The 25,639-nt window shown below is 59.0% G+C and carries 28 protein-coding genes and 2 riboswitches; of the genes, 6 read left to right on the forward strand and 22 right to left on the reverse strand.

The features are described from left to right. Nucleotides 1-82: 82 nt before the first annotated feature. From modC to K419_RS0104170, 11 genes are all read right to left on the reverse strand, one after another. Nucleotides 83-1,138 carry a molybdenum ABC transporter ATP-binding protein gene (modC, locus tag K419_RS0104120; RefSeq protein WP_026840469.1) on the reverse strand — a complete coding sequence of 352 codons (1,056 nt, stop codon included), beginning with the start codon at nucleotides 1,136-1,138 and terminating at the stop codon, nucleotides 83-85. Between the two features lies 1 nt (nucleotide 1,139). Continuing rightward, the gene (gene modB / locus K419_RS0104125) at nucleotides 1,140-1,823 is read right to left on the reverse strand and encodes a molybdate ABC transporter permease subunit (protein ID WP_026840470.1); all 684 of its coding nucleotides are present in this window, start codon (nucleotides 1,821-1,823) and stop codon (nucleotides 1,140-1,142) included. Between the two features lie 49 nt (nucleotides 1,824-1,872). Beyond that, nucleotides 1,873-2,619: a molybdate ABC transporter substrate-binding protein gene (gene modA, locus K419_RS0104130; RefSeq protein ID WP_026840471.1), complete on the reverse strand. Its 747-nt coding sequence runs from the start codon at nucleotides 2,617-2,619 to the stop codon at nucleotides 1,873-1,875. Between the two features lie 22 nt (nucleotides 2,620-2,641). After that, nucleotides 2,642-4,024, reverse strand: coding sequence for a DVU_1553 family AMP-dependent CoA ligase (locus K419_RS0104135; protein WP_026840472.1), 1,383 nt, complete (start codon nucleotides 4,022-4,024; stop codon nucleotides 2,642-2,644). Further along, nucleotides 4,021-5,436, reverse strand: a complete 1,416-nt coding sequence (gene trsS / locus K419_RS0104140; protein WP_026840473.1) for a radical SAM (seleno)protein TrsS — start codon at nucleotides 5,434-5,436, stop codon at nucleotides 4,021-4,023. The genes K419_RS0104135 and trsS overlap by 4 nt, the downstream gene beginning before the upstream one ends. 5 nt (nucleotides 5,437-5,441) lie before the next feature. Beyond that, complete coding sequence (locus K419_RS0104145; protein ID WP_026840474.1) at nucleotides 5,442-5,879, reverse strand: DVU_1555 family C-GCAxxG-C-C protein; 438 nt, start codon at nucleotides 5,877-5,879, stop codon at nucleotides 5,442-5,444. Continuing rightward, nucleotides 5,876-6,562, reverse strand: a complete 687-nt coding sequence (gene trsM / locus K419_RS0104150) for a DVU_1556 family methyltransferase (protein ID WP_026840475.1) — start codon at nucleotides 6,560-6,562, stop codon at nucleotides 5,876-5,878. The genes K419_RS0104145 and trsM overlap by 4 nt, the downstream gene beginning before the upstream one ends. 22 nt (nucleotides 6,563-6,584) lie before the next feature. Beyond that, on the reverse strand, nucleotides 6,585-7,067 hold the full coding sequence (locus K419_RS0104155; RefSeq protein WP_026840476.1) for a DVU_1557 family redox protein: 483 nt from the start codon (nucleotides 7,065-7,067) through the stop codon (nucleotides 6,585-6,587). 75 nt (nucleotides 7,068-7,142) lie between these two features. Beyond that, nucleotides 7,143-7,676 (reverse strand): 4Fe-4S dicluster domain-containing protein, encoded by a 534-nt coding sequence (locus tag K419_RS0104160; protein WP_012531048.1) that lies wholly within the window; start codon nucleotides 7,674-7,676, stop codon nucleotides 7,143-7,145. Next, a complete protein-coding gene (locus K419_RS0104165; RefSeq protein ID WP_026840477.1) occupies nucleotides 7,663-9,633 on the reverse strand; it encodes an aldehyde ferredoxin oxidoreductase C-terminal domain-containing protein in 1,971 nt (656 codons plus the stop codon). The genes K419_RS0104160 and K419_RS0104165 overlap by 14 nt, the downstream gene beginning before the upstream one ends. Nucleotides 9,634-9,724: 91 nt before the next feature. Beyond that, nucleotides 9,725-9,913: a hypothetical protein gene (locus K419_RS0104170; protein ID WP_026840478.1), complete on the reverse strand. Its 189-nt coding sequence runs from the start codon at nucleotides 9,911-9,913 to the stop codon at nucleotides 9,725-9,727. A 172-nt stretch (nucleotides 9,914-10,085) separates the two neighbouring features. Then, a riboswitch (molybdenum cofactor riboswitch) is annotated at nucleotides 10,086-10,206 on the reverse strand. 108 nt (nucleotides 10,207-10,314) lie between these two features. Continuing rightward, a riboswitch (molybdenum cofactor riboswitch) is annotated at nucleotides 10,315-10,436 on the reverse strand. A gap of 371 nt (nucleotides 10,437-10,807) precedes the next feature. Here K419_RS0104170 and K419_RS0104180 point away from each other — a divergent pair. Then, the gene (locus tag K419_RS0104180; RefSeq protein ID WP_026840480.1) at nucleotides 10,808-11,548 is read left to right on the forward strand and encodes a hypothetical protein; all 741 of its coding nucleotides are present in this window, start codon (nucleotides 10,808-10,810) and stop codon (nucleotides 11,546-11,548) included. A 2-nt stretch (nucleotides 11,549-11,550) separates the two neighbouring features. Next, nucleotides 11,551-11,754 carry a hypothetical protein gene (locus tag K419_RS0104185; RefSeq protein ID WP_026840481.1) on the forward strand — a complete coding sequence of 68 codons (204 nt, stop codon included), beginning with the start codon at nucleotides 11,551-11,553 and terminating at the stop codon, nucleotides 11,752-11,754. Nucleotides 11,755-11,825: 71 nt separating this feature from the next. Here the strand turns inward: K419_RS0104185 and K419_RS0104190 are convergent, their stop codons facing one another. The 3 genes from K419_RS0104190 to K419_RS0104200 all read right to left on the reverse strand — a co-directional run bounded on the left by K419_RS0104190 (nucleotide 11,826) and on the right by K419_RS0104200 (nucleotide 13,652). Next, nucleotides 11,826-12,044, reverse strand: coding sequence for a hypothetical protein (locus K419_RS0104190; RefSeq protein ID WP_026840482.1), 219 nt, complete (start codon nucleotides 12,042-12,044; stop codon nucleotides 11,826-11,828). An 85-nt stretch (nucleotides 12,045-12,129) separates the two neighbouring features. Next, nucleotides 12,130-12,936 carry an amino acid kinase family protein gene (locus tag K419_RS0104195; protein WP_026840483.1) on the reverse strand — a complete coding sequence of 269 codons (807 nt, stop codon included), beginning with the start codon at nucleotides 12,934-12,936 and terminating at the stop codon, nucleotides 12,130-12,132. Between the two features lie 56 nt (nucleotides 12,937-12,992). Continuing rightward, complete coding sequence (locus K419_RS0104200; protein WP_226377618.1) at nucleotides 12,993-13,652, reverse strand: hypothetical protein; 660 nt, start codon at nucleotides 13,650-13,652, stop codon at nucleotides 12,993-12,995. A 543-nt stretch (nucleotides 13,653-14,195) separates the two neighbouring features. On the opposite strand from K419_RS0104200, the gene K419_RS0104205 reads away from it, so the two are divergent. From K419_RS0104205 to K419_RS0104220, 4 genes are all read left to right on the forward strand, one after another. Beyond that, nucleotides 14,196-14,624, forward strand: a complete 429-nt coding sequence (locus K419_RS0104205) for a MarR family winged helix-turn-helix transcriptional regulator (RefSeq protein ID WP_026840485.1) — start codon at nucleotides 14,196-14,198, stop codon at nucleotides 14,622-14,624. A gap of 13 nt (nucleotides 14,625-14,637) precedes the next feature. After that, nucleotides 14,638-15,903, forward strand: a complete 1,266-nt coding sequence (locus tag K419_RS0104210; protein WP_026840486.1) for a TolC family protein — start codon at nucleotides 14,638-14,640, stop codon at nucleotides 15,901-15,903. A 53-nt stretch (nucleotides 15,904-15,956) separates the two neighbouring features. Then, a complete protein-coding gene (locus tag K419_RS0104215; protein WP_026840487.1) occupies nucleotides 15,957-17,057 on the forward strand; it encodes an HlyD family secretion protein in 1,101 nt (366 codons plus the stop codon). A 120-nt stretch (nucleotides 17,058-17,177) separates the two neighbouring features. Beyond that, complete coding sequence (locus K419_RS0104220; protein WP_026840488.1) at nucleotides 17,178-18,728, forward strand: DHA2 family efflux MFS transporter permease subunit; 1,551 nt, start codon at nucleotides 17,178-17,180, stop codon at nucleotides 18,726-18,728. Between the two features lie 152 nt (nucleotides 18,729-18,880). Here K419_RS0104220 and K419_RS0104225 read toward each other — a convergent pair whose 3' ends face one another. From K419_RS0104225 to ftsH, 8 genes are all read right to left on the reverse strand, one after another. After that, entirely contained in the window at nucleotides 18,881-19,150 is a 270-nt protein-coding gene (locus tag K419_RS0104225; RefSeq protein ID WP_026840489.1) for a hypothetical protein, read from the reverse strand. A 75-nt stretch (nucleotides 19,151-19,225) separates the two neighbouring features. Next, nucleotides 19,226-19,507, reverse strand: a complete 282-nt coding sequence (locus K419_RS0104230; protein ID WP_026840490.1) for a peptidylprolyl isomerase — start codon at nucleotides 19,505-19,507, stop codon at nucleotides 19,226-19,228. A gap of 40 nt (nucleotides 19,508-19,547) precedes the next feature. Beyond that, the gene (locus K419_RS0104235; protein ID WP_026840491.1) at nucleotides 19,548-20,267 is read right to left on the reverse strand and encodes a pyridoxine 5'-phosphate synthase; all 720 of its coding nucleotides are present in this window, start codon (nucleotides 20,265-20,267) and stop codon (nucleotides 19,548-19,550) included. Then, nucleotides 20,260-21,624: a phosphoglucosamine mutase gene (gene glmM, locus K419_RS0104240; RefSeq protein WP_026840492.1), complete on the reverse strand. Its 1,365-nt coding sequence runs from the start codon at nucleotides 21,622-21,624 to the stop codon at nucleotides 20,260-20,262. Before glmM ends, K419_RS0104235 begins: the two co-directional genes overlap by 8 nt. Before the next feature lie 86 nt (nucleotides 21,625-21,710). Continuing rightward, entirely contained in the window at nucleotides 21,711-22,094 is a 384-nt protein-coding gene (locus K419_RS0104245; RefSeq protein WP_026840493.1) for a YbbR-like domain-containing protein, read from the reverse strand. Continuing rightward, complete coding sequence (gene cdaA / locus K419_RS0104250; protein WP_026840494.1) at nucleotides 22,091-22,849, reverse strand: diadenylate cyclase CdaA; 759 nt, start codon at nucleotides 22,847-22,849, stop codon at nucleotides 22,091-22,093. The genes K419_RS0104245 and cdaA overlap by 4 nt, the downstream gene beginning before the upstream one ends. Nucleotides 22,850-22,896: 47 nt before the next feature. Beyond that, complete coding sequence (folP, locus tag K419_RS0104255) at nucleotides 22,897-23,733, reverse strand: dihydropteroate synthase (protein ID WP_026840495.1); 837 nt, start codon at nucleotides 23,731-23,733, stop codon at nucleotides 22,897-22,899. Next, nucleotides 23,733-25,571 (reverse strand): ATP-dependent zinc metalloprotease FtsH, encoded by a 1,839-nt coding sequence (ftsH, locus tag K419_RS0104260; protein ID WP_026840496.1) that lies wholly within the window; start codon nucleotides 25,569-25,571, stop codon nucleotides 23,733-23,735. Before ftsH ends, folP begins: the two co-directional genes overlap by 1 nt. Between the last annotated feature and the right edge of the window lie 68 nt (nucleotides 25,572-25,639).

Raw genomic sequence — 25,639 nt, forward strand, 5'->3', positions numbered from 1 at the left:
TGGATTCAGGGCATTCAGCTACCACCTCATGTCAGCGCCGAAGCCTTCCCGATACTGAGCGCAAGTGAAAGACTTCATCAGGCTAACCCCTTCTGCGAAAAGCAGAAGCCTTGATCGCCGCATAAAGTTGACTGCCGACACCAATATCCAGTTCGTCTGCGGCCTGGTTCACAACCTCTGCAACCAATCGTCCCTCGCCGCTGGCCAGTTCCACCCCTACCTTGTTGCCTGAATTAAAGGTACTGGTCACCGTGCATTGCAGCAGATTCCGCGCGCTGATTACCTCGGGGTGCTTCTTGCACAGGATGATGTCCTTGGATGAAAGTTCGAAGAGTGCCTCATGCTGCTCGCTGCCTGCGGAGATAAGAAGTTCGCCTGCGCCCCATCTGTAAGCGTACAGGTCATTTGCCCTACGGCGGCGGGTGAGTTTCAGCAGATTGATGTAGCCTACCGGACTAAGATCCATACGGGACCGGGCAAGTTGCTCGGACGTCGTCTGTGCGACGATCGCACCGCCCGATACGACAACAACCTGATCCGCCATGAGCCGCGTTTCCACGAGAGAATGCGAGATGAAGAGATAAGGAATCCGCAACTGCTCACTGACTCTCTTGAGATAGGGAATAATCTGAAACCTGAGAGTATCGTCAAGGGCCGACAGAGGCTCGTCCATCAGCAGAAGCCGGGGATTGGAAAGCAGAGCACGCCCAAGCGCTACCCGCTGTTTCTCGCCACCGGAGAGGTTGCTGATGCCGCGCCTCAGTAGATCCTTCAGGTTGAGCACCTCTACCAGTGATTCGAAATCAATGCTGCGATGCTCAGGTCTGCAGCGCCGGTATCCATACAGCAAATTGGCCTTCACGTCCAGATGTGGGAAGAGACAATGTTGCTGAAATACAATGGCGATCCTCCGTTGTTCCGGCAGGACATTAATCGCTTTACTGCTGCTGTATAGACAGTCCCCATCGACGCTGATTTCCCCCCGATCCGGCTGCTGCAATCCGGCCAGCAATCCGACCAGGGTTGACTTGCCGCTGCCCGACGGACCGAAAATGCCTATGCGCTCACCTGTCATCGCCACATCTGCCTGCAAAGAGAAGCCTCCGAGCTGTTTTTCCACGGAAATCCTGATATCCATTTCACCTCCTCCTTGCCAGCTTCTTGTCGAATACTTCATGGGAGAAGAGAACTACCACTGAAATGGCGATGGACACGGCACAAAGCGACAGTGCAAGATCTTCGCTTGTGGGGGAACTGGCATAGTCGTAGATGGCCAGCGGGATGGTCTGGGTGACGCCGGGAATATTGCCGGCCACAATGATAGTCGCGCCGAATTCTCCAAGACTGCGGGCAAACATAAGGGACATACCGGCTATGATTCCGTGCAAAGAAAGCGGCAGAATTACGGTAACTAGGGTGTCATGCCACGTGGCGCCTAGAGTTCGCGACGCCTGAATCAGTTGCATGTCAATTGACTCCATCCCGATCCTGATGGACCTGACCAACAGAGGGAACCCGACACAGGCAGATGCAATAACCGCAGCCTTCCAGGTGAAGATGAGCCGGATCCCGGCTGCATCCAGTAGCGAACCGAGCCACCCGTTCTTTCCCAGCAACAGAAGAAGCAAATAGCCTATTACCACAGGAGGGAGCGTTAACGGTAGGTTAACCACTACTTCAAGCAGCACTTTCCCCTTGAAATCGCCAAAGGTAAGCAGGTAGGCAAAGGCAACCCCAAAGGGAAGCGATACGGCCATAGCCGCCGCAGCCACCTTTATGGAGAGCCGTATGGCATCGTAATCAGTGCTTGTCAGCGCGAGCATTTGCATCTCCAGGATAAAAACGGGAGGTTCGATTCAGGCTGTACCGGCGTTATTTCAAAGCAAAGCCGTATTTGCTGAGAACGACTTTGGCCTCCGCACTTTGGAGGAACCTATAAAATGAAGCAGCGTCACTGTTCTTCGCTCCGGTGACAGTCAGAGCCATGGGGTAGATCACCGGCGGATAGAGTCCCTGAGAAACGGTGAAGAGAACTGTTGCCTTCTTTGCCTGCAGCGCATCGGTCCGGTAAACAAATGCGCCGTCCACCTCTCCCCGTTCGGCGTAGGTGAGACAGTCGCGCGCGTCTCTGGCCATGACCAGCTTGTTCTCCAATTCTTTGTCCTTGCCGGCTCTTTTGATAGCCTCCATGGCATATGCTCCTGCCGGAACACTCTTCGGGCTGCCGACAGCGATGCTGTGGAGTTTGAAGAGATCATTCATGCCGGATACCTTCTTGCCTGAAGAGCCTATAAAAACCAGCGTATTGTAGGTGAAGGTGCCGATACTTGGTGCATCCATCAGTTTCTTGTTCTTCAAGTAGCTCATCCACTCAAGGTTTGCTGAGATGAACACATCTGATGGCGCACCGTTTTCTATCTGCTTTGCCAGAGCGCCCGAAGCACCATAATTTTTCTGAAATCTTACGTCGGGATGCTTCTTGGCAAAACCGTCAGCCAATTCATTCACCACGTCCTTTAGACTGGCGGCGACCGATAGTTTGACCTCGCCAGCCAAGGTCCGCACCGGCAATAGCAGAAGACAGAAAAGACACAGCAGCTTGATTGTCGGCTCTTTCATTTATTCATCCTCTTGCCCTCATTCAGACGCGAAGCGCGGATATGACCGCTGGACAGCTTGAGGCTCTCGGGGATAGATCTATTCCCCGCCTGTCCAGGATCTGACGCTTGGCAACGCCCGTCCCCGGCCATCCGGCCGGGCAGAACGTGATGCTCCCCAAGGCCAGTACCTTATCCCGCCAAAGCACCCTCGTGGATTCCCGGCTGAGCAGAGCCGACCTCGCCTTTCGGGCTACCTGCTCCTCCTCCCCTTTAACGGTCTGAAAACAAAGACGAAGCTGGTCCCGCCCCACCCGCACCTCGATCTCTGCCCTGTAGTCCAGCACACCCGGGATCGCGAAGAGCGCCTCGTCCAACTCGTTCATTCGAAGACGTCTCCCGTCCTTGAGAGCGACTTCCGCCGCGATCCTCCCCTGCACCCGTCCCAGGCGCTTCAGCACGGTGCCGCAGGGGCAAGGTTCTTTGATAATACGTGCCAGATCACCGGTCCGGTAACGCACCAGCGGCATGCCGCGACGGGAAATGGTCGTGAATACCACCTCCCCTTCCTCCCCGTCGGCCACAGTCAATCCGGTGCCAGGGTCGATGATTTCGGTGTAAAGATCCGCCTCGCGCAGGTGGTACCCCTCCCCGGCCTGGCATTCGACCCCTCCTCCCAGGCCGGTCTCGGTCATGCCGTAATGTGTCAGCACCCGGCAACCCCAAAGCTGCTCCAGCTCCCGCTCGATAGCCTCGGGAACGTAATCGGTGGAAAGAAGGACGCTCTCCACCCACCCCCTCGGAATCGCCCCCGCGAGGTCCCCGCGTGCCAGGGCCAGCATCTGGGTGGGGATTCCGACCAGGCAGGGGCGGTGGTGCTTCATTATTTCAGCTCGCGCCGCAGCCGGGTCACGCACCGCCCCCCAGACCACCGGGTTCACCTTTGTCCTGACCAGGGCCCGCGCCAACAGGTCCCCCACGCTGTCCCGCAACTCCCCGGGGAGAAAGATGAGCACCGTGGCGCCCGGAGTCACCAGGGTCGCCATCCCGTGCGCGAAGAAGTCGACGGTGGCCTCCAGGTCCTCGGCTGTGAAGTAAATCCTCTTGGGCTGGCCGGTGGTTCCCGAACTCTGCAGCGTTACCACCCTTTTGATCTCGTCCTGCGACGTGCACAACATCCTCCCCCCCTGCTCCCGAAGGTCGTTTGCGGTCGTGAAGGGTAGCTGGGAGAAGCTTTTAAAGTCAAAGGTGGACTCCGAGTCGATGCCGCAGAAGAGGTCGCGGTAGAAGGGGCTCTTTTCCCTGACGTAGGCGACGGTCTCACTCAGTTTCCGTAATTGGTACCGGGCGATCTGCTCATCCAGGGTTCCGTCATGGTGACCACTCACCTTTCCGCGAAGCCATCCCTCAAGCGGGGTCATTTTCATAGTCCGTCTCCTGGCTGCTTTCTGTAGAGGCTTTTCCCTTCCCGGCTGGTGAGGTTGTAGGCGCAGAAGGGGACCAGCTTTCCGTCGGGGGATATCACCGAGATGCAGCATCCCTTCAGCCGCTCCAGATCAAGGTTCTCGGCATCCTGAAAGGCCATGGCGGATATGGTGAAGCTCCTGGTTGAGACCTCCTTGAGAAATACGTCCAAGTCGACCGGGCCCTCGACCCGGGTGGTCTCAGGTCCGGTCCCGCCGCGGCAGCACGATCCGGAGGTCGAAGTGGCGTTGGGAAATTGAACTCCAGGTGGCAGTTTCCAGCGACGCGACACCGTATCCACCGTTTGCCTGATGCCACCGCTGCCGCACTCCGTCGTACAGCAGGATTCGCCGCCCGCAGCCCCCAGCGGGCGCAGTCCGCCGTTTGCCGAGTAGACGTAGGTGGCGTGCATGGAGCAGTGGGCATGTTCCCCGCCGGGGGGAGAAAAATCCTCCACCTTGAGCAGTTTTCCGGTTTGATCTTGGAGGCACCTCATCAGTTCGGGTAGGGTGAACCGGTCCGCGCCACACTCTTCCTCCGGGAACCGGCCGAAATAGCTGACCGGCTGGAAATGGATGCCCCGCACGACCGGGGCAAGCTGCAGGGCTTGCCGCACTATGGCTCCGACAGCTTCGGTGTTGACTCCTCTGACCAGCGTCGGGACGAAGACCACCCCGAGACCAGCCTCTCCGGCATTTCTGACGGCCAAAAGTTTCTGCTCCAGAAGCGCTCTTCCCCTCAAGGTGCGGTAAATCTCGTCGTCAACCCCGTCGAACTGGAGGAAGACCGACGAAAGCCCCGCAGCCTGCAGCCGCTGCGCGTACGCTCTGTCACTGGCAAGGCGCAGGCCGTTGGTATTCACCTGGATGAAGGAGAAGCCGATCCGCCGCGCTGCTTCCACGATCTCCGGAAGGTCGTCCCGCAGGGTCGGCTCGCCCCCCGACATCTGCAGGCTGCACGCCCCCGCCGCCGCCATGGCCCGTTCCAACAACCAGGAGATCCGCTCAAGGGAAGGATCCCCTGTCCCCTTGGGGCCGGCATCGGCAAAGCAGACCGCGCATTGCAGGTTGCAGCGGTCCGTCACTTCGAGCAGGACGGAACAAGGGAGCTGCCGATGGTCGCTGCAGAGGCCGCAATCGAAAGGGCACCCCTTGTCGAGGGTTCCATAGCAAAGTTCGGGATGGACGGGCGCTTTGGGCCTGCGCCATTTTGCCAGCGAAGGCTCTCCGCGCCAGATGAGGGTCTTGAAGGCGCCGTGTTCTGCGCACCGTTTGACTTGGAACACCTCGTCGCCCTGCAACACTCGTTCGGCCGGGATTCTCTTGAGGCAAACGGGGCAGACGCTCTCGGTTGCATCGGGACCGGTTGTTTTCATGACCTTTATCCTTTCCCATTTGCGGGGTCGAACCCGTGGTTCACCAGTATTTCCATGCATTTGTTATAGGTTTCCGCCACAATCTGCCCGCATTTGCCGTGTCCGGGACACCTCTCCAGAATTTCATCACAGCGCGTACCGCCGTACTCACGGGCGGCAACCTCCCTGAACCACCCCGCCAGTTCACCCATCATCGTCATATGCCGCTCGTCGAGGGCCTCTTCCTCACCCCCTTTGCCAGAATACAGAGAGATAACGCAGGCTCCCCCGGAAAGGGCTCCGCAGAACTCGCCGCTCCAGTTGCCGAAGCAGAGTCCCCCGAGGGATCTCACCAGGTCGTCATTGGTCTTCCCTCGGGCCTTGAGGGCTAGTATTACGATGAGTTGTGCGCAGCAGTACCCTTTGGGCCTCAGCTTTATCAGCTGCAGGAATATATCGTTCATGATTTTCCCTCCCTTCCGTTTCCTGCTGCTTCGAAAATCGTCTGCTCTTTCCGGGCAACCAAAAGGTAGTAGCTGAGGCCGCACCCCGAAAACTGCAGCAGGGATTTGCCGGCGAAGATCATGCGGACTGCGAACTCCTTGAGCAGCCGGTCGTGCACTTCCCAAAGCAATACGGTGAAACCGCGCTGCGATAGCGAGTCAAGGAGCTCCTCCTGCGAGAGAAGCCAGTACGCGTCGCCCCCGTTGCCGTGACCGCCTTTGCTGAAAACGTCGCTTAAGACCAGAAAACCTCCGTCCTTAACCACCCGCGCAAACTCGTCGAGAGCCGCCGGCTTGTCGTCGACAATTGAAAGGACGCATTCGCAAAAGAGGGCATCGAAGGTTTCCTGCTCGAAGGGGAGATTTTCCGCCCGCCCGTAGACGAGTCGAGCCGTTTCCAGCCTGGCGGCTGCCACCGCGAGAAGCGGCGCTGAAGCGTCGACTCCTGCCAGCCGGAAAAATCGTGTTCGTTCAAGGTGCAGCAACGTCCCGCCCGCGCCGCAGCCGATATCGGCGACCACAGAACCAGCCGGAAGATCGCAGACCTCCAACGCCCTCTCCGTCAGCGCCGGGCCACCCGGACGCAGGCACGTCCCCACTGCGTCATGAATCTCCAGCCAGTTACATGCAGTATCGTTCATCATTGTCACCTTCCCAGCGGTAGCACTACTTGTCTTCCAGCGCCTGCTCTGCCTCGGCCACCTTTCCTATTGCCAGTTCCTCGTCGATCAGTATGAATCCGCAACTGGAACAGGCCGGAAGATTGATGGGGAATATCGACTGCATGTACTGAAGTCGGACTGTCTGAACTTCAAGCGGAGTCCGGCACCGATCGCAATGCCAGTCGCTCCCGGCTCCGGACTTGACCCATTCATTCGTGCTTCCGCTCGACTTCAACACCATCCTGTGCGAATAGGCGGTAAAGACACGATAGGCTTCATCGGTCCGGCTGTACTCCACCCAGTAGGTGACCGCTTTCGGGCGGTAGAAGGCGAGAGACCGGCCGGTACAGCGGTGGACCAGCTTCTTCCCGGTCACCTCGGCATGATGGATGACTTTTTGTACGTCCTCTCTCAGGATCAGGCGATCCTCCAAAAGACGCTCACCCTCCTCGGAGACATCTAAAACAATCTGCTCATAAGAGTTCATAGGTTCTTCCGTCATCATCTCCCCCCGGCTTTAGCCGGGGGGAGCGTGTTGTACTAACGGTTCCGCAACCTGCAGCTACCCCTTCTTTGCCATGCGGGCGACTGTGTCTACTACATTTTGCAACCCGTGTTTCTTTGCGAACTGTTCCAGGCCGATCTCCATCTGGGTCATATTCGGTTTTTCCTCTTCCACTTCCTCTTCCCGTTCCTCGTAGCTCAAGGCGTCCACGAGGCACCACTTGACACAGATCGGCTCATCTTCGCCATCGCACATGTCGCACTTGAGAGGAAGGCCGGAGTCGGGCTCCTTGAACAGGTCCCTTGCCGGGCAGGAAGCACGGCAGGAGTCGCACTCGCGGTACTCCTTGCCATCGATGATGTACTTGTTTCTCCCCATGCACTCGGCCTCGGTGTACTCGCCGGCAAAAACGGGTAGCCAGATGTCCTCAAGCCGGTCGGTGATGATCTGGATGCGGGACCGTCCCGGATTGTTGCTGCTGTATGGAGGAACAGCGTGGAAAGCCGAACACATCACCTCACAGGTCCGACAACCGTTGCACTTGTCCGCATTGACTGTGATCGTTCTGATCTTCTTCTTAATTTTCGCCATTTTTCAGTATCCCCCTTTTTTCCAAGTCGTTAGCGACATAGCCCAGTCCCAGCTCTTCCAGCTTTTCTCTAGTGGGAATACCGTCTTCGTTCCATCCCTTGTATTTGTAATAGGTCGACAACAGTTCTTCTTCCAGTTCGGGGAATCTCTTTTTCCAGTGATCTGTAGGCGGCTTCTCATCGGCCCTTCTGATCCCTTTCCTGTTGTTGTATGCCCTGTGCAGGTTCCGATTCCTGTTGGCGATTTCTTTCAGCCCATCCTCGTCCAGGTCCATTCCGGTCGCGGCAGAGATCAATTTGGGATAGTTGTGGATGTGGTAAGGAGGTTTCAGGCAGAACGACGACATGCCGCAGCACATGCCTACTGCATCGTCGATGTTGTGCATCATCTCCATCCAGTCGACGATTTCGGAGCACATGTCCGGTGTCGGATAATACGGGATTGCCTTTTCTCCCCTCAGTTCCCAGTCCAGTACCCATTGCTTGAATTTATCATGGGGAATTTGGGGCCAATCCCTGACGAACTCCTCTCTCTGCTCCGGGGTTGGAAAAGCCGACTGGGGCCATTGCCCTTCCATCTGGGTGATGCTTATCTTCTCGTTGGTGGCGTACATGAGGAAGTAGAGCGGATCCAGCGTTCCGAGCTTGACCGGAAGCTGCTCGTGCTTCTTGATGGTGTTGTGATCGAACGCCTCGGCGCCGTTGCCGATCTTGCGCGCCGCGAAATAAACGCCGTCAGCCAGGACGTCGCCGATTCCTTCCCGCCGGACGACCCTGTCGAGGAGCCAGAAGAACCTTCCCTCTTTGTCGGATGGACATCCGGCGAAGTCCTTGTCCGTTAGGATGCCCGCTTCATAGAGTTCAACGGCGAAGGCAAGAATCTGGGGGGTCGAGAAGGAGTCGACGCCGTACTCGGTAGCGCGTTGCAGGATCTTCCAGGAGAAGTCCAAGTCATCGACGTAGGCCGCCATGGCATAGGTGAGTTTCCCGAAGCATTTCGCCATATATCGCGGGGTATCTTTGTGGGAAATCAGCGCCCCGCAATGCGTAGGACAGTTAAAGCAGCTTATCAACCGCTTTACCGCGGCATGTTGTGACTTCGACCAGGATTCGTCGATTTCTTCGGTCCAGAAGTCTCTTCTCCTGGTGCGGGCATTGCCCCAGGCAAAGTTCTCCGTGTGCCACTTTTCGTCCGTATGCAGCATCTCCTGCGGCGAGCCGATGCCGGACAAGATGGTCATCACGTCCTTGATGGGGTTGGCCCACCTGTACTTGATGTAGTCCGTCACCCCCTTCATCTGTTCCATGAACTCTTCAGGCCGGGCGAGATAGATGTCCTTTGTTCCACGAACGGCAATTGCCTTTATCTTCTTGTCTCCCATGACAGCGCCGCCGCCGAGCCTGCTGGCGCTCGACCTGGACTGCTCGATAGAAGCCGTGAAGACCCGGTTCTCGCCGGCAAGGCCTATTGCCGCCACCTGTGCTTTGGGCAGATTCAGTTCTTTTCGAATAAGCTCCTGAGTTTCAACGGCGCCTCTTCCCTGCAGATGCGAGGCGTCGCGTATCTCTACCTTGTCGTTGTTGATGTACAGGTACACCCAGTTGGGCGACTTGTTCTTGAAGATCACCTTGTCGTAGCCGGCATACTTCAGTTCCGCCGCGAAAAATCCCCCCATCATGGGGTAGGCCAACGTCCCCGACTGCGGTGAAACGAAGGTGACAACGGAACGGTTGGCACTGAAAGCAGGCGTAGCATTCAAAAGGCCGGTACTGAAGATAAGGTGGTTTTCAGGGTCAAACGCCTTAACCTCTGGCGGGACCCGGTCCCAATGTTCCTTGATGCTGGTACCCAATCCTCCCAGATGAAGTTGCATCAGCTTGGGGTCGGTTGCTACGCGTTCGATGTTCCCCGTCGCCAGGTCGATTTCCAAATAGTATCCTGCCTCTGCGTATCTCATTTTCACCTCTCTTTAGATGTGCACATTCCATGTCTTGATGTCTGTCTTATCTACCAATGCGCTCGTAACGTTCCTCCTTGGGCTATCGCTTTCATTCACTTTCTTCCACGCGAAGGCAGGTCTTGACCGAATGCTGGCAAAACCCTCCGCACGGTTCATTGATGCTGATTCCCTGCCTGCAAAGATTTTGTTCCATTACCTTAGGGTCGACCGCCACACGGTCTATGTTTCCCGTCAAGACGTCGACTTCGAGATAGCATCCCGCTTCTGTGTATTTCATTTTCCTTTCCTCCTCCCTGTTTGATTTGGTGATCAGCCAATAAAGTCATCTTTGCGGTTGCGTCTGTTGATGAACGCTCGCGGCCGGTGCCCGGCAATCGAGTTTGGGACGCCCTGTGAATAAAAAAGGGGCGTCTCTTGGATAGAGAGGCCCCTTGACGGTTCCGGACGCACTCCGGCCGTTGGGGTCTCCTTTGCAAAAGGGAGGCACCGCCGTTTCCAGCGATACCCATAGGCCGGCCCACCTTGAGGGAGATCCCTTTTAGGCGCCACGGCTCGGAGACTGATTTTTCGGATTTTTGTTTGCCGCTACACTCACTCTCGCTTGGGTGCGGCTTCAAGTACAACAAACGCAAAAGGGGCATCTCTGGGTAGAGAGGCCCCTTGACGGTTCCGGACGCACTCCGGCCGTTGGGGTCTCCTTTGCAAAAGGGAGGCACCGCCGTTTCCAGCGATACCCATAGGCCGGCCCGCCTTGAGGGAAGATCCCTTTTAGGCGCCACGGCTCGGAGACTGATGTTTAAGTTTTTACAGAATCAAGGAACTGTCTGGCATGAAACCCGGCCTGCAGTTCTGCCTTTACCAGTCCATTAATTATTTCCGGCAAAAAGGTACTTTAATACCATTATACTGTCAAGCAAAAATCGGCGGGCAACAGAAGGATATCCCCGCCTTGGTAAATGCTGCACCTCTTTGCTCTCATGTCGGTCTGGAATCAGCCATCATAAAGCACCTCCCGCGGCTACTACAGCTGTGGACAGCGCCAAAAATTGTTCTTCCGTATACGCAGGAGTTGTGTTAAATGCTTTGCCCATGACCGACCATCTCTCGGAGCTGCGCTGCTTTTCCCTGTCCACCGTTATATAAATTTCTATACGTCGGAAAAGGACCCAACATGAAGGTTTTGATATCAATCGATGACACTGACAATTTAGAAAGCAGGGGAACTGGGGAAATAGCATCTCTGATAGCTGAGGCGCTTGAGGCAAATGGTTGGGCGAAAACCGGGATAGTGACGCGCCACCAGCTTCTAGTTCATCCGGACATACCGTACACCTCCCACAACAGCGCTATGTGCTTTCCGGCCGACCTTCAGGAAGGAGCACTGGAGCCTGTCATCGCGTTCACCTGCGGGTTTCTCGACCATGAATGTGCAGCGGGTTCCGATCCGGGATTGTGTGTTGCTCCTTTGGAACGGCTGGGAGACGGGGCGGAGCTGATCGATTTTGGACAGAAGGCAAAACGGCAAGTGCTGACCACGCGCAACGCGTATGAACTCGGGGGGCGTCTCGGGCTGCATCTTTCGGAGCATGGCGGGACAGGGCAGGGGATTATAGGGGCACTGGCCGGTGCGGGATTGAGGCTTTCAGGTAACGACGGGCGAATGAAGGGAGCGTTGGACTTTAGCGGCAGGAATCTCCTGCGTCTGGAGGAATTGCTGGACCATCCTCATATCGATGCGGTGCGCCCTTTTGATGGAGGAGAACTTTCCCCTGACGCGCTTGTGGAGATCGGGGAAAAACCTAAGACGGTGCTGCGACATGGCTTGTCTGTCCTCTTTGTCAGCCCGCTCAGTCGCGACGGAAGCGAGGCTAACTGGCAGACCACGCATAGAAAGCAGCTTCGGGGGTATTGATCATGTGGCAAGTAGCCTGGAATGGAACAAGAGAATTCACCTTGGGCAAAGAGAGCTGGGGGGCCGCCGCCAGTGCCGCGCTGGAATGTCAGAGCTTTGCCGAAGACGTTGAGGAGGAACTGGTCGCCGAGGACGAGCGCTCCTGCTACAACTGCCGCTACCGGCGCTGGAACCCCGCTTCGTTCACCTGCCTCGCAGCACCATGAGCACTGCGAACCGCGGTAACAAAAATGGGGGTGTCCGCCGACACCCCCCATTTCTGCACCTCTTACGTTAACTAGTCACCTTCAGTCGTTTCTCCCTGGTGCTTAGGCCCGCGCGGCAAATGGACCAACTCTGCTCCCACAGAGTCCGCGATGAACTTAAGCTCGCACATCCGTATGTGCTGTCCGTACACCTTGAGGTTCAGGTCCGAAACCGCCACCACGACGTGTCGTGGCTGATGGGCTCCGTCCGCCATCTTCGTTCTCTCCCGGTAAAAGATTTTTCCTGACATGAAAGGGTGCCTCCTTTCCTTTTTTTCCTCCCTTGGAGGATACGGCTCTATTGTATATCGTTGGCTGCGCACAAACCAAGCCTTTTCAGACTGTTATCACGCTACCCACCTTCTCTCCGCGGATGGCCCTCCCGATGTTGCCGGGCTTGTGGCCGTTCACGATACGGATTTCTCTTACGTTGACCATGTCCCGCAGCAGGTAGAGCATCTTCCGCTCCAAAACCAGGTCCTCCATGTCCCTTTTGATCAGCTCACTGACGGTGATCTCCTCGATCAACTCCGCTTTAGGGTTGACGCGGGGGTCCTCAGTGAAAAGTCCATCGACGTTTTTCACCAGGATGCAGCTTCTTGCTCCCAGCACCTCGGCCATGAGAAGCGCCCCGGTATCCGTGCGGTGCGGAGGTATCAGCCCCGCCTCCGGAGGATGTTCATAGAGGCCGTAGGGCGGTGTGCCATGAATAACCGGAAGGAGCTTCAGATGGAGTAAGGTGGGGAGGTCGAGAAGCTCCCCCGTCTTAACCCGGGTCCCCCCCCACTTGGAAAGCAGCAGGGTCACGATCTCGGCATTCTGTTCGCTGATCTTGCCTGCCAGTTCTGCAAGGACTCCTGTAGGCATGCCAAGGTCAATGCCGATGTCCAAGATGTGACGCACCCTGACACCGCCTCCGGTCACCACCATCAGCTTGTGCTCCTGGGAAAGTTCACCGATCTCCTGCATCACGGGAAAGACAACCTGGCTTCCGTAGTCGATGAGCCCATGCCCCCCAATCTTGACCACGTTCAGGTCCGGAACCAAACGAAGCGTCGGCGTGCCACCCGCTCTGTGCCTTAAACCCTTTCGGACCAGCGTCTCTCCCTTAAGATGCGACTCAATCTCATGCCGTTCAGCCATTGCACAACCTCCTGTGTTTGCATACTTCTATCCGTCAATCCGATTTACCTTAACTCTCAGTACTCCCGTAACAGTTTTTTCGGCAAAGTCTCCCACTGCGCTTTAGCCGCACCTATCCTCCTGGCAGATAGAAGGAGCACCGAAATCCCTTCCCGCATCACCGTTTTCGGCTTTTCCCCTATCAGGACACATTCGTTCTCGTCTATGGCGTCCCCTGCCACAGAACGGACCGCCTCAACGTCCGCCTGCTCCAATAGGTCACGTACCCGCCAAAATTCACCGGGCTGAGGCCCTTTCAGAGCCCCCCTCATCCGGCCATCGTTCCCCCAGAGACGCAACCCTACCCCGGCGAGAGCCCCGATGACGCCATCCCCGGTTCCGCCATGTTCCGACAGGTGCACTCCGAGCCGACTTGCCAGGAACAGCGCCTCTTCCTTGGTCAGGATTTCGCTTTTCGCGCGCCGGCCGAATCCAATCAGTTCCTCCCCATTGGTAATCCGGTCGACAGCGGCGATGCAAAGCCCCGGGTCGGAACCGTCCGCACACTCACGCCCCAGGAGCCCGCTGCAAAATGTTGCCAGCGCGTGGATACGCGTCCCGTCAATATCAGCCGGAAAGCACATGGCGCTGTTATGAGAGGTGTACGGTATATCCGGGTGAACCAGCAACTGGTGCCTGGTGATGAAGCCCGGGATTCCAAAGCCATCACGCAGCATTGCCTCTGCTATCAGGGCTGCAATTGCTCCAGTTCCCTTGCTGTCCATATTGTCAGTGTCATCAATTGCGAGCAGTATTCGCACGGAAGCTTCTCTCACTATAAGTGGAGTAAGATACAAGTGGGTAGTGTACATCCGAATTCTTCAAATGAAAGTCAGTATGCGCATAAGGCACAAGCTTCAGAATAAGAACTATGAGGACAGGAGTATTTCCTCCATGGTAGGGCGCCTTCTTTCCTTCCACTCTTATGCGGGTCTATGTCGTTAACGAGATGAGTTAAAAGCTGCCGATCCATCCTGCGCCGCTGGTCGCATCTAACTGTGTCTGCCGCTGCAGCATCATCTACAAGGAGGTATTGCAACAGAAGCAGCGCTGTGCCTGCCTGATTTATTGACAGCATACTGATTATATGCATAATGACACACCTGCCGCAGCATGGGTATGATATACTGCCGCGATTTACAGCTGTTAAACTGCTTTGGTGCTTTGTTTTTTCGCGCGCCGTACTCACGGGTAACCGCTTCGAGAGGAGGGGGCTTTGCATGCCAGCAAAAACACCGATCGAGATAGAGAAGACCGTGGGATTTCTCTTGTCCAAGGCTTATCAGCGCGCGAGCCTCATCTTCAAGGAACACTTCGACGACTACGATCTAACACCACAACAATTCGGTCTGCTAGGTTTCTTGTGGCAAGAGGATGGGTTGAGCCAGTCGGTGCTCTCGGCTAAGAGCCAAATCGACAGAACAACCATGGGCGGTCTGATAGACAGGCTGGAAAAAGAGGGGCTCGTGGCCAGACAGGCGGACCCTGACGACCGCCGCGCCTATCGCATCTGCCTCACGGCAACAGGAAAGGCGCTGCAGCCGGAACTGACGCCGCTGGCACTGAAAGCCCAGCGCAAGCTGGTAGCGAAACTGACCTCCGAAGAACAGGAAACCTTGAAGTCGCTGTTGGAAAAGATCCGCAGCTGATCCGGGAGCTTTCATGCGAAGAGCATTGATTATACTGGCATTGATGGCGCTCACTGGAACAGGCGCGGCTAACGCCGAGACCCTAACTCTGCAGGAGTGCCTCACCAAGGCCGCTGCAAGCAGCAGGGGGCTCAGGGCCAGCACCCATGACGTGGCGATCGCGCAGGAACAGATTTCCATTGCCCGCAGCGCAAGGCTGCCGCGGGTGGACCTGCAGGCCGGGTACACCGCGCAACTGGACCCACAGGCTGTGAAGTTCGGCAACATCGTCCAGGAAACACAGGATGCCCGCTACCCCTTCCTGAACCTCACCATTTACAACACCCTGTACGATTTCGGGCGCACCGGCGCCCGCGAGGCGAGAGCCAGGCTGCGGCGCGACGCGGCGCAGTTTTCCCATCTTGGGCAGGAGCAGGACCTGTTCCTGGAGGTGGTGCGCGCCTACTTCGGCATTCTCGCCGCGGAGAAGCTGGTCGGCGCTGCCAACGACGAGGTGGTCCAGATGACCGCCCACCAGAAGACGGCCCAGGCGCTGTTCGAAGAGGGCGTGGTGACACGCAACGACCTCTTGCAGGCCGAGGTCAGGGTGGCTTCCAGCAGGCAGAACCTTTATGGCGCCCTGAACCTGATAGAAAACGGCTGGCTCTACCTGAACTATCTCACCGGCGCCCCAGCCAGTCACCGCGCCGACCTCCAGGAACAGATCGAGACTCCCCCCCTTCCCGACCAGCAGTCTGTCCCCGACCTTTCCAAGCGCGCAGAGATCTCCGCACTCAGGGCTGTGGTCAACGCGGACGAGCACGCCGTCAAAGAGGCGAAGAGCGATTATTATCCGGAGATCTTCGCCAGGTTCGGCCTGGACTACCTGGACAACAGCAAGGTCCGCGAGCAAACCATCTACGCTGCGACGCTTGGGCTCAAGGTGAATCTCTTTGACGGAGCCGCCAAGGAAGCGAGGATCCGCCAGGCGGTCGAATCGCGGTCGAGAGACGAAGAGCGGATGAGGGACCTGGAAGAGCGCGTCAGGCTCGAACTGTCGACGGCACAAAACGACATGAAGGTCGCGCTCACGCGGCTCAAGGTTGCCGAGAAGGCAATAGAGCAAGGAAGGGAAAACCTTCGCATTACCCGCGACAGGTACCAGGAAAAGGTCGGCACCGCCACCGAGGTTATCGACGCCCAAACCCTCCTTACCCAGACCAGGACCGACTACTTTCGCAGCGTCTTCGATCTCCAGGTAGCCGCAGCCCGGGTGAAGCGGGCGACGGGAGAGCTGTAATACACAAGGCGGCACTTTTTCTACGCCAAGCAAACTTCTTGAGGTTCATATAAATGGCTGAACATACGACCGAGACTACTGAGAATAACGGGACCAATCCTGCGCCGGACGGCGAACGGAGGGGGCTCAACAAGAGGCAGCGCGGCGGCATCCTGCTCCTCGTGATCATCGTTATCGGGGCGCTTTTCGGCGTGCACCGCTGGGTCCGCAGCAAGACCCACATCGAGACGGACAACGCCTTCATCGAGTCGCATGTCCACTCCATCGCGAGCCGGGTTCCCGGACTGGTGCACCGGGTTGCGGTGGTGGACAACCAGTTCGTGCGCAAGGGAGAGCTGCTGGTGGAACTCGACCCCTCGGACTACCGGGCGCGCGAGAACAGCGCCGCGGCTTCCGTGGAAATGGCCAAGAACGAGACCTCAGGCGACTACGCGCAAGTCGAGAGCGCCCGGGCCAACATCGGCTTGGCGTCCGCTCGCCTGGAGCAGGCGAACTTGGACCTGAGACGGGCCGAGGCGCTTTATGCCAAGGAAGTTATCCCCCGCGAGCAGTTGGAGCGTCAGCGCACCGCGCACCGTGTCGCGCAGATGCAGCTCAAGGAGGCGCAGGAAGCGGAAACAAAGGCGAAGGCTATGATCGGCATTTCCGGCACCGGCTCCAAGGACGCCAGGGTTGCCGAGAAACAGGCGGAGTTGGAGACCGCGCGCCTGAACCTCTCCTATACCCGCATCGTCGCCCCCGGCGACGGCTTCGTGACCAGGAAGGGTGTCGAGCCGGGAAACTACGTGCAGCCGGGCCAGGCGCTGATGGCCGTGGTGCCGCTGGAGGGGGCCTGGATCACCGCGAACTACAAGGAAAGCCAACTGGCCAAGGTGCGGCCGGGGCAGAGCGTCGAGTTCACTGTAGATACCTACCCCGGGCGGACCTTCACCGGAAAGGTGGAAAGCATCATGGCCGGAACCGGCGCCGCCTTCTCGCTGCTGCCGCCTGAAAACGCCACGGGAAACTACGTCAAGGTGACCCAGAGGATCCCGGTCAGGATCGCCATTGACCGCAGAAGCGACCCCGAGCACCTGTTGCGGGTCGGGATGAGCGTGGTCCCCACCATCCTCACCGGACAGACCTTCGGCGACGTGGTCGATTTCGGCCGCTAAAGCACCTTCACCCGCCCCCTGCCCCTCCCGTCAAGGGAGGGGAGACCACAAAGCACCGGCTACACCGGTGATACATTTTCCCCCTGATGCTGCGAGTTGAAGGACACCCCTGGCGGCCCCATGAAAAGCGCTGAAGAAAAGAATGTAAACAAGTGGCTCATCACCATTACGGTGATGCTGCCGGCCATCATGGAGATTGTCGACACCTCGGTCGCGAACGTGGCGCTCCCGCACATGCAGGGGAGCCTCAACGCCGGAACCGATGAAATCACCTGGGTCCTCACCTCCTACCTGGTCAGTAACGCAGTCGTCCTCCCCATGACCGGGTGGCTCGCCCGCATGTTCGGGCGCAAAAGGTTCCTCATCACCTGCATCACCCTCTTCACGGTCGCCTCGCTTCTTTGCGGCGCCGCCCCCTCTCTGGGCATGCTCATCTTCTTCCGCGTCTTGCAGGGGGCCGCCGGCGGCGCGCTCATTCCCATGAGCCAGGCGATCATGATGGAAACCTTCCCCCCCTATCAACAGGGAATGGCGATGGCCATCTTCGGCGTAGGCGCCATGTTCGGCCCCATCATCGGACCGGCCTTGGGCGGCTGGATCACCGACAACATGAGCTGGCGCTGGATCTTCTACATCAACATCCCCATCGGGGTCATCGCGGTCATCATGGCCTCCTTCTTCATCTACGACCCGAGCTACCTGAAACGTACCAAGGTCGCCATCGACTACTGGGGGCTCGCCCTTCTCACCGTGGGGCTGGGAGCCCTGCAGATAGTGCTCGACAAAGGTCAGCAGGACGACTGGTTCAACTCCCCTTTCATCGTCGGCTGCGCAGTGGTCACAGCAATCGCGCTTTCCGCCCTTGTTTACGTCGAGTTGACCCACCCGCATCCCATCGTGAACCTGAGGCTCTTCAAGAACGTCTCCTTCTCGTCGGGAAACCTGATCATGTTCGCCGTGGGATTCTGCCTTTACAGCTCGATCATGCTGATCCCGCTGTTCCTGCAGACCCTCATGGGTTACAACGCCACCATGGCCGGCATGGTACTCGCTCCGGGCGGCATCGCCACCCTCATCTGCATGCCCTTCGTGGGAGCGGCGATCCAGCGCTACGACGGCAGGAAGGTTGTTTTCATGGGGCTTATCATAGGGGCTACTTCCATGTTCATCATGCAGCGTTTCACCCTGCAGGCGGCCTACATGGACTTCGTCTGGCCTCGGGTGGTGCTGGGCGTGGGCCTTGCCATGATCTTCGTGCCCCTGACCACGGTCACCCTGGCAACCATTTCCAAAGAAGAGATGGGGAACGCGACCGGCATCTTCAACCTGCTCAGAAACATCGGCGGGAGCGTCGGCATAGCGATCGCGGCCACCATGCTGGCGCGTTACTCGCAGTTTTATCAGACCAGCCTGGTCGCACACGTAAACCCATACAACCCGCTGTTCCAATCCCAATTTGGGACGCTGAAGGGGGCCCTCTTGGGGCGCGGCCTCGATCCCGTCGCTGCCGAGAAAGGCGCCATGAAAGTACTTTACGGGACCGTGAGCCGGCAGGCCTACATGCTCTCCTACAACCGGATCTTCTTCATCGTTGGTTTGGCCTTCCTCATCATTATTCCGCTTTTGTTTCTGCTGAAAAAGCCCGCCAAGCACCTGCCGCCACCGGCGTAAGGCAATTGACAATGGACAATTGACAACGTTTCCTCAGTCCACCGAGCCCATTTCGTCGATAGGGTCCATGCGGTCCATCGCAGCAGACAAGGCTTAAATGAAAAGGCGGGGTGATCTCTCACCCCGCCTTTTCTGTTCCCATGTAGCAGCAGCTACTTCTTCTTTTCCGCCTCTTCGGCGGCGCGCTTCTCGTGGGCCTCGCGGGCCTGATCCATCGCCGCCCAATGGGCGTCCCAGTCCTTCTTCCTGATGAGGTGGAGCAGAACGCTGCCGATGACAATGCAGACGCCGAAGAAAAACTGCATCACCCTGAAGCCGTCGGCGACTCCGTAGACCATGCAGCCTACGCCGACCAGGCCGAGCAAAAAGGGGGCGCTGAAGATGAGATCTACTACGGATTGTTTCTCTTTAGTTTCTGCCATCGGTTCCCCTTTTTTCTTGGCGCCTGAAAGCTACCCTCACCCCTGCCCCTCTCCCAGAGGCGAGGGGCAAAACAGTTAGGCGGTGCGGCTCATGATCTCGATCAGGTGGTAGCCGAACTGGGTCTTGACCGGCCCGAGGACCTTGCCGACTTCGCCGCTGAAAACCACGTCGTCGAATTCCCTCACCATCTGCCCCGGGCGGAACTCGCCCAGACGCCCCCCCTGGTTCCCCGAGGGGCAGAGGGAATTCTCGCGGGCGCAGTCGCCGAAATCGGCTCCCTCTTCTATCTTGGTCTTGAGCGCTACGCACTCCTGTTCGGTAGCCACTAAAATGTGACGCGCACTAGCTTTTGCCATCTGTTTCTCCTTTGTTCGTTGCTTTCATCCCGCCTGAAGCTCAGGCGTATCTCACCAGCTCGGACATGTCGCGCACGGCGCGGTCCAGTCCCACCAGGATGGCGCGGGACATGATGGAATGTCCGATGTTAAATTCCTCGATGCCGCCGATGGCCGCCACCTTCTTCACGTTGCTGTAGTTGAGCCCGTGCCCGGCGTTGACGCCGAGATCGAGCTTGCGGGCGAGCTTCACCGCGTTCTCTATCTTGATCAGTTCCAGTTCCTCTTCCTTCCAGGTCTTCGCCTCGGCGAAGGAACCGGTGTGGATCTCGATATAGTCGGCGCCGATCTTGTTGGCCACCTTGATCTGGTCGGGGTCCGGATCGATGAAGAGGCTGACGATGATCCCCCCCGCCTGCAGTTTCTCGATGGCGACCTTGAGCGCCTCCTGGTGGATGCGCACGTCGAGCCCCCCCTCGGTGGTCAGCTCGGCCCGCTTCTCCGGGACCAGGGTGCACGCCTCGGGTTTGACCGCGAGCGCTATGGCTACCATCTCGTCGGTAGCGGCCATCTCCAGGTTCAGCCTGGTCTGCACGGTCTGGCGCAGGATCTTCAGGTCGCGGTCCTGGATGTGCCTGCGGTCCTCGCGCAGGTGGATGGTGATGCCGTCGGCACCGGCAAATTCGGCGATGGCGGCCGCGGCGACCGGATCCGGTTCCGTCCCTCCCCTCGCCTGCCGAAGCGTCGCCACATGATCTATGTTCACTCCCAGTCTAGCCACGCGCCTCACCTCCCAGCTTCTGTGCCACGATGGAAGCTATGTCGTTTGCCCAGCAGCGGATATCCCCCTCGTCGCTTCCTTCCAGCATGATGCGCAAAAGCGGCTCGGTGCCTGAATAGCGGATGAGGACCCGTCCCTCGCCCTTCAGCTTCTCCTCGACGTCGTTGATCATCTTCGCTATCTCGGGGACCTTCATGATGTCGGATTTCTCCCCCAGGCGAACGTTGACGAGCACCTGCGGCAGCGGATCCATGACCAGGGCGAGCTCGGAGAGGCGCTTTTGGTGACGCTGCATGATGGCGAGCACCTGCAGCGCCGAAAGAACGCCGTCGCCGGTGGTGTTGTGGTCGAGGAAGATCATGTGGCCAGACTGCTCGCCCCCGAGGTTGTAGCCCCCCTTAAGCATCTCCTCCACCACGTAGCGGTCGCCGACCGCGGTCTTGATGACCTGGCCTCCGGCGCGCTTCATGGCGATGTCGAGCCCCATGTTGCTCATCACGGTCGCCACCAGCGTGTTCTGCTTCAGGGTCCCCTGCCGCAGCATCTCGGTTGCACAGATCGCCATGATGCGGTCGCCGTCTACCACGTTGCCGTACTCGTCCACGAAGATGACCCGGTCGGCGTCGCCGTCGAGCGCTATACCCAAATCGGCGCCGTTTTCCTTCACCGCCTGGCTCATCACCTCGGGGTGCAGCGATCCGCAGTCGGCGTTGATGTTGGTGCCGTTGGGTTTGACGCCGATGGAGATGACCTCCGCGCCCAGTTCCTCAAAGACAGCGGGAGCGACCTTGTACGCGGCGCCGTTGGCGCAGTCGAGGACGATCTTAAGCCCGGAGAGGTCGAGATCCTTGGGGAAGGTGCTCTTCAGGAAGACGACAAAGCGCCCCTGGGCGTCGTCGATGCGGTACGCCTTCCCCACCTCCTTGGCGGTCGGACGCAAGGAATCGATCCGCTTGGAGAAGATCAGCTCCTCCATCATCAGCTCGGTCTCGTCGGGAAGCTTGAAGCCGTCGCGCGAGAAGAACTTGATCCCGTTGTCCTCGAAGGGGTTGTGGGAAGCGGAGATGACGACGCCTGCGTCGGCGCGCATGGAGGAGGTGATGTTGGCGATGCCGGGGGTAGGAAGCGGCCCTACCAGGAGCACGTCCACGCCCATCGAGCAGATGCCGGCCATGAGCGCGCTTTCCAGCATGTAGCCGGAGAGGCGCGTGTCCTTGCCGATCACGATACGGTGGCGTTTCTTGCCGTTTTTGAAGATGTAGGCGGCCGCGCGGCCGATCTGCATCGCCATTTCTGCAGTCATCGGATAGACGTTGGCCACACCGCGCACCCCGTCCGTTCCGAAAAGCTTCTTCATAGAATCACCTCATATGATGAATTTGGATATTTCACTGCTGATCGGGCAGCGTCTTAGGCCGCCCATGGGTGCTGCACTCACCCAAGCTACTTTCTCTGCGCCAGCACCACCGTAACCGTCTCTGGGAAGATCCGGACCACCTTAAGCTCCGGGTCGAGCCCGAAAGAGCCCTGCGTCGGGGCGATGACCATCTCACCCAGCCCTGCCGTGGAGAGATCGACTTCGCAACGGACCGGGCGCAGGGGGAGGAGTAAAAGCAGGATCTGCGGCCCCGACACGATCACCTGGAGGTTCTCCGGAGGGGGCGAGTCGACCCACACCCCGGACGGCAACCGCTCCAGCGAGACGGGGACGTTCAACTTCATCTCCGCCGGGCGCTCCAGGATGACGCAGGACCAGATCAGCACCGCCAGGAGCACCGAGAGCGCCTTCACCCCCTTGGACCATTCATGCGACTTGGCTTGGGTCATTTAAGCCACCTCGGTTCCACCAGTCTCCTCAGCGTTTTGCCGAGCGACGGCATGTCGACGACGTCGGTCTTCTTGCCGCCGACCACTATCGAAGCGGTTCCCGTTTCCTCGGATACTACGACCACCACCGCGTCCACCAGTTCGCTCAGCCCCATCGCCGCCCGGTGCCTGGTCCCGAGGCTCTTGCTGACCTCAAGGTTCTGGGTGAGCGGCAGGAAGCACCCCGCCTTGGTCAACTTGCCGTGCTGGATGATGACCGCGCCGTCGTGTATCGGCGAGTAGGGGAGGAATATCGACGAGATCAGCTCGCTGGTCACCTTGGCGTCGATGTCGGTCCCGACGGCCAGGTAGCTGTCCACCTGGATGGCGCGCTCGATGACGATGAGGGCGCCGATCCGCTTCTGGGCCAGCCCGGCGACGGCGAAAACAAGCTCGTCGATGACGTCGGACATCTCCACGTCCTTTTCGGTACGGCTCCTGGTCAGCGTGGCGAAGGCCTTGCGAATGTCGGTCTGGAAGACGACAGCGAGCATGACGACGGAGGAGGCGAGGAAGAGGTCGATGAGGAGCCGGACTGTGTGCAGGGAGAAAAAACGCGCCAGAAGGTGGCCGGCCACGAGCGCCGACAGCACGGCGAGGATCCGCAGCGCCAGGACCCTCTTCAAGAGCCGCGAGAGCCGGGTGACGATCAGTATCGTAAGCGACAGGTCCAGCAGGTCCCGCAGCACGGCTATGTTTTGCAGCAATAGATTCATCCGCACCAATCGGGAAGCGGCAACCGCTTCCGGGTTTAGGCCGGGGGCTACATGAGCGCCCGCGCCATGACGGCGACGTCCTTCATGGCAGCCACGTCATGCACCCTGATGATGGAGGCGCCGTGCGCGACGGACATAGCCACCGCGGCAGCAGTGCCGAAAACTCTCTCTCCCCCTCCCCTGCCGGTCACCGCCCCCACGAAGGACTTCCGGGACGGCCCGACCAGAATGGGAAACCCCAGTTCCCGGAACTCGGCGAGCCTCTTGATCAGCTCCAGGTTCCCCTGGACGCTCTTGCCAAAGCCAAGCCCCGGGTCGACCACGATGCGCCCGTCGGCGATGCCTGCCTTACGCGCGAGGGCCACGCTCTGCTCCAGGTACCTTTTCACCTCCGCCATGAGATCGTCGTAGCCGGTCTCCGCCTGCATGGTGTCGGGCATGCCGCGCGTATGCATCACCACCACGCCGGCGTCGGCCTCGGCGGTGACGCGTGCCATGTCCGGGTCGAACATGAGGCCGGTGACGTCGTTGACGATCTCGGCCCCGGCGGCGCACGCCGCGCGGGCGACCTCTGCCTTGTAGGTGTCGATGGAGATGGGGACCTGTATGCGGCGGGAGAGCGCCTCGATAACCGGGACCACCCGGTCCAGTTCCTGCGCCGTTCCCACAGCCGGGGCGTTGGGGCGGGTGCTCTCGCCCCCGATATCGATGATGTCGGCTCCCTCGCGCTCCATCTCCTGCGCGCGCTCTATGGCGGCGTCAAGAGAGAAGAAGCGACCCCCGTCCGAAAAGGAATCGGGGGTCACGTTCAATATGCCCATGATCAGCGGGCGCTCAAGCGAAAGGGCGCGGCGGGAAAGCTGCCACGTTTCGGTTACTGCCATCACTCAGCTGCGGTCGGTTCCGGCGCGAGCTGCTCGCCGGCGATGATGCGGTCGACCTCTTCGCCCGAGAGGTTCTCGCGCTCGATGAGCGCCAGAGAGATCTTGTGCAGGGAGTCGAGGTTTCCTTTGAGCAGCTCCTGTACCCGTGCGTAGTTCTGCTCCACGATGAGTCTGATCTCGTGGTCGATCTCGATGGCGGTCGCCTCGGAGTAGTTCTTCTGGTGCGCCATGTCGCGCCCGAGGAAGATCTGCTCGTCCTTCTTGCCGAAGCTGACGGGACCGAGCTTCTCGCTCATGCCCCACTCGCAGACCATCTTGCGCGCGATTTCCGTGGCGCGCTCGATGTCGTTGCCGGCGCCGGTGGTCATGGAGTTGAAGATGACCTCCTCGGCCACGCGGCCGCCCAGAAGCACCGCGATGCGGTCCAGAAGCGACTCGCGGGAGTAGCTGTGCTTGTCCTCGATGGGGAGCTGCATGGTGACGCCGAGCGCCCTGCCGCGCGGGATGATGGAGACCTTGTGCACCGGGTCGGTGCCAGGGATCAGCTTCGCGATCAGGGTGTGCCCCGCCTCGTGGTAGGCGGTGTTCTTCTTCTCTTCGTCCGAGATGACCATGGAGCGGCGCTCGACACCCATGAGGACCTTGTCCTTCGCGTCGTCGAAGTCGATCATCTCGACCATGCTCTTCTCTTTCCTGGCCGCGATGAGGGCTGCCTCGTTGACCACGTTGGAGAGGTCAGCGCCGGAGAAGCCGGGGGTGCCGCGGGCGATGACGCCGAGATCGACGTCCGGGGAGAGCGGGGTCTTCTTGGTGTGCACCTTGAGGATCATCTCGCGACCCTTCACGTCCGGGCGCGGTACCACGACCTGGCGGTCGAAACGGCCGGGGCGAAGCAGAGCCGGGTCGAGGACGTCGGGGCGGTTGGTGGCGGCGATCAGGATGACCCCTTCGTTGGACTCGAAGCCGTCCATCTCGACCAGGAGCTGGTTCAGGGTCTGCTCGCGCTCGTCGTGCCCGCCGCCGAGACCGGCGCCGCGATGACGGCCGACAGCGTCGATCTCGTCAATGAAGATGATGCAGGGCGCGCTCTTTTTCCCCTGCACGAACAGGTCGCGCACGCGGGAGGCGCCGACGCCGACGAACATCTCGACGAAGTCGGAGCCGGAGATGGAGAAAAACGGAACCCCGGCCTCGCCGGCTATGGCGCGGGCGAGCAGGGTTTTGCCGGTTCCCGGGGGGCCCATGAGGAGTACCCCTTTGGGGATGCGGCCGCCCAGCTTGGTGAACTTCTTGGGGTCCTTAAGGAAGTTGATGATCTCTTCGAGCTCGTCCTTGGCCTCCTCGATGCCGGCCACGTCCTCGAAGGTGACGCGACCCTGGGCCTCGGTGAGGAGCTTCGCGCGGCTCTTGCCGAACGCCATCGCCTTGCCGCCCCCTCCCTGCATCTGGCGCATGAAGAAGATCCAGACGGCCACGAGGAAGATGATCGGGAACCAGGAGACTAAAAGCGAGAACCAGGAGAAACGCTCCTCCTCGGGGCGGGCGGAAACTGCGATCCCCTTGGCGATCAGCTTGTCGGTGAGGTTGGCGTCAGCGGGCTTGTAGCTTCTGAACTCCTTGCCGTCGGCGAACTTGCCGATGATCTCGTTACCCTGGATCACGACCGATTGGACCGGGCGGTTGACGTTCTTCACCTTGCCGGTCTCCACAGCCGAGATGAACTCGCTGAAGTCGAGTTTCTCCTGGGTCGGCTTTGGTTTGTTGAACAGGTTGAACAGCAGGATCATCATCAGGCTGATGACAAGCCAGAGCGCCAAGTTCTTATAAAATTGATTCAAGATTCCTCCCCGTTTGTTTCGTATGCTGCAAGCCCGCGACCTGCCGATGAAGTTCCGGCCGCGCTCGC

Source organism: Citrifermentans bremense R1 (assembly GCF_000426865.1).
Classification (GTDB): Bacteria; Desulfobacterota; Desulfuromonadia; order Geobacterales; family Geobacteraceae; genus Geomonas; species Geomonas bremensis.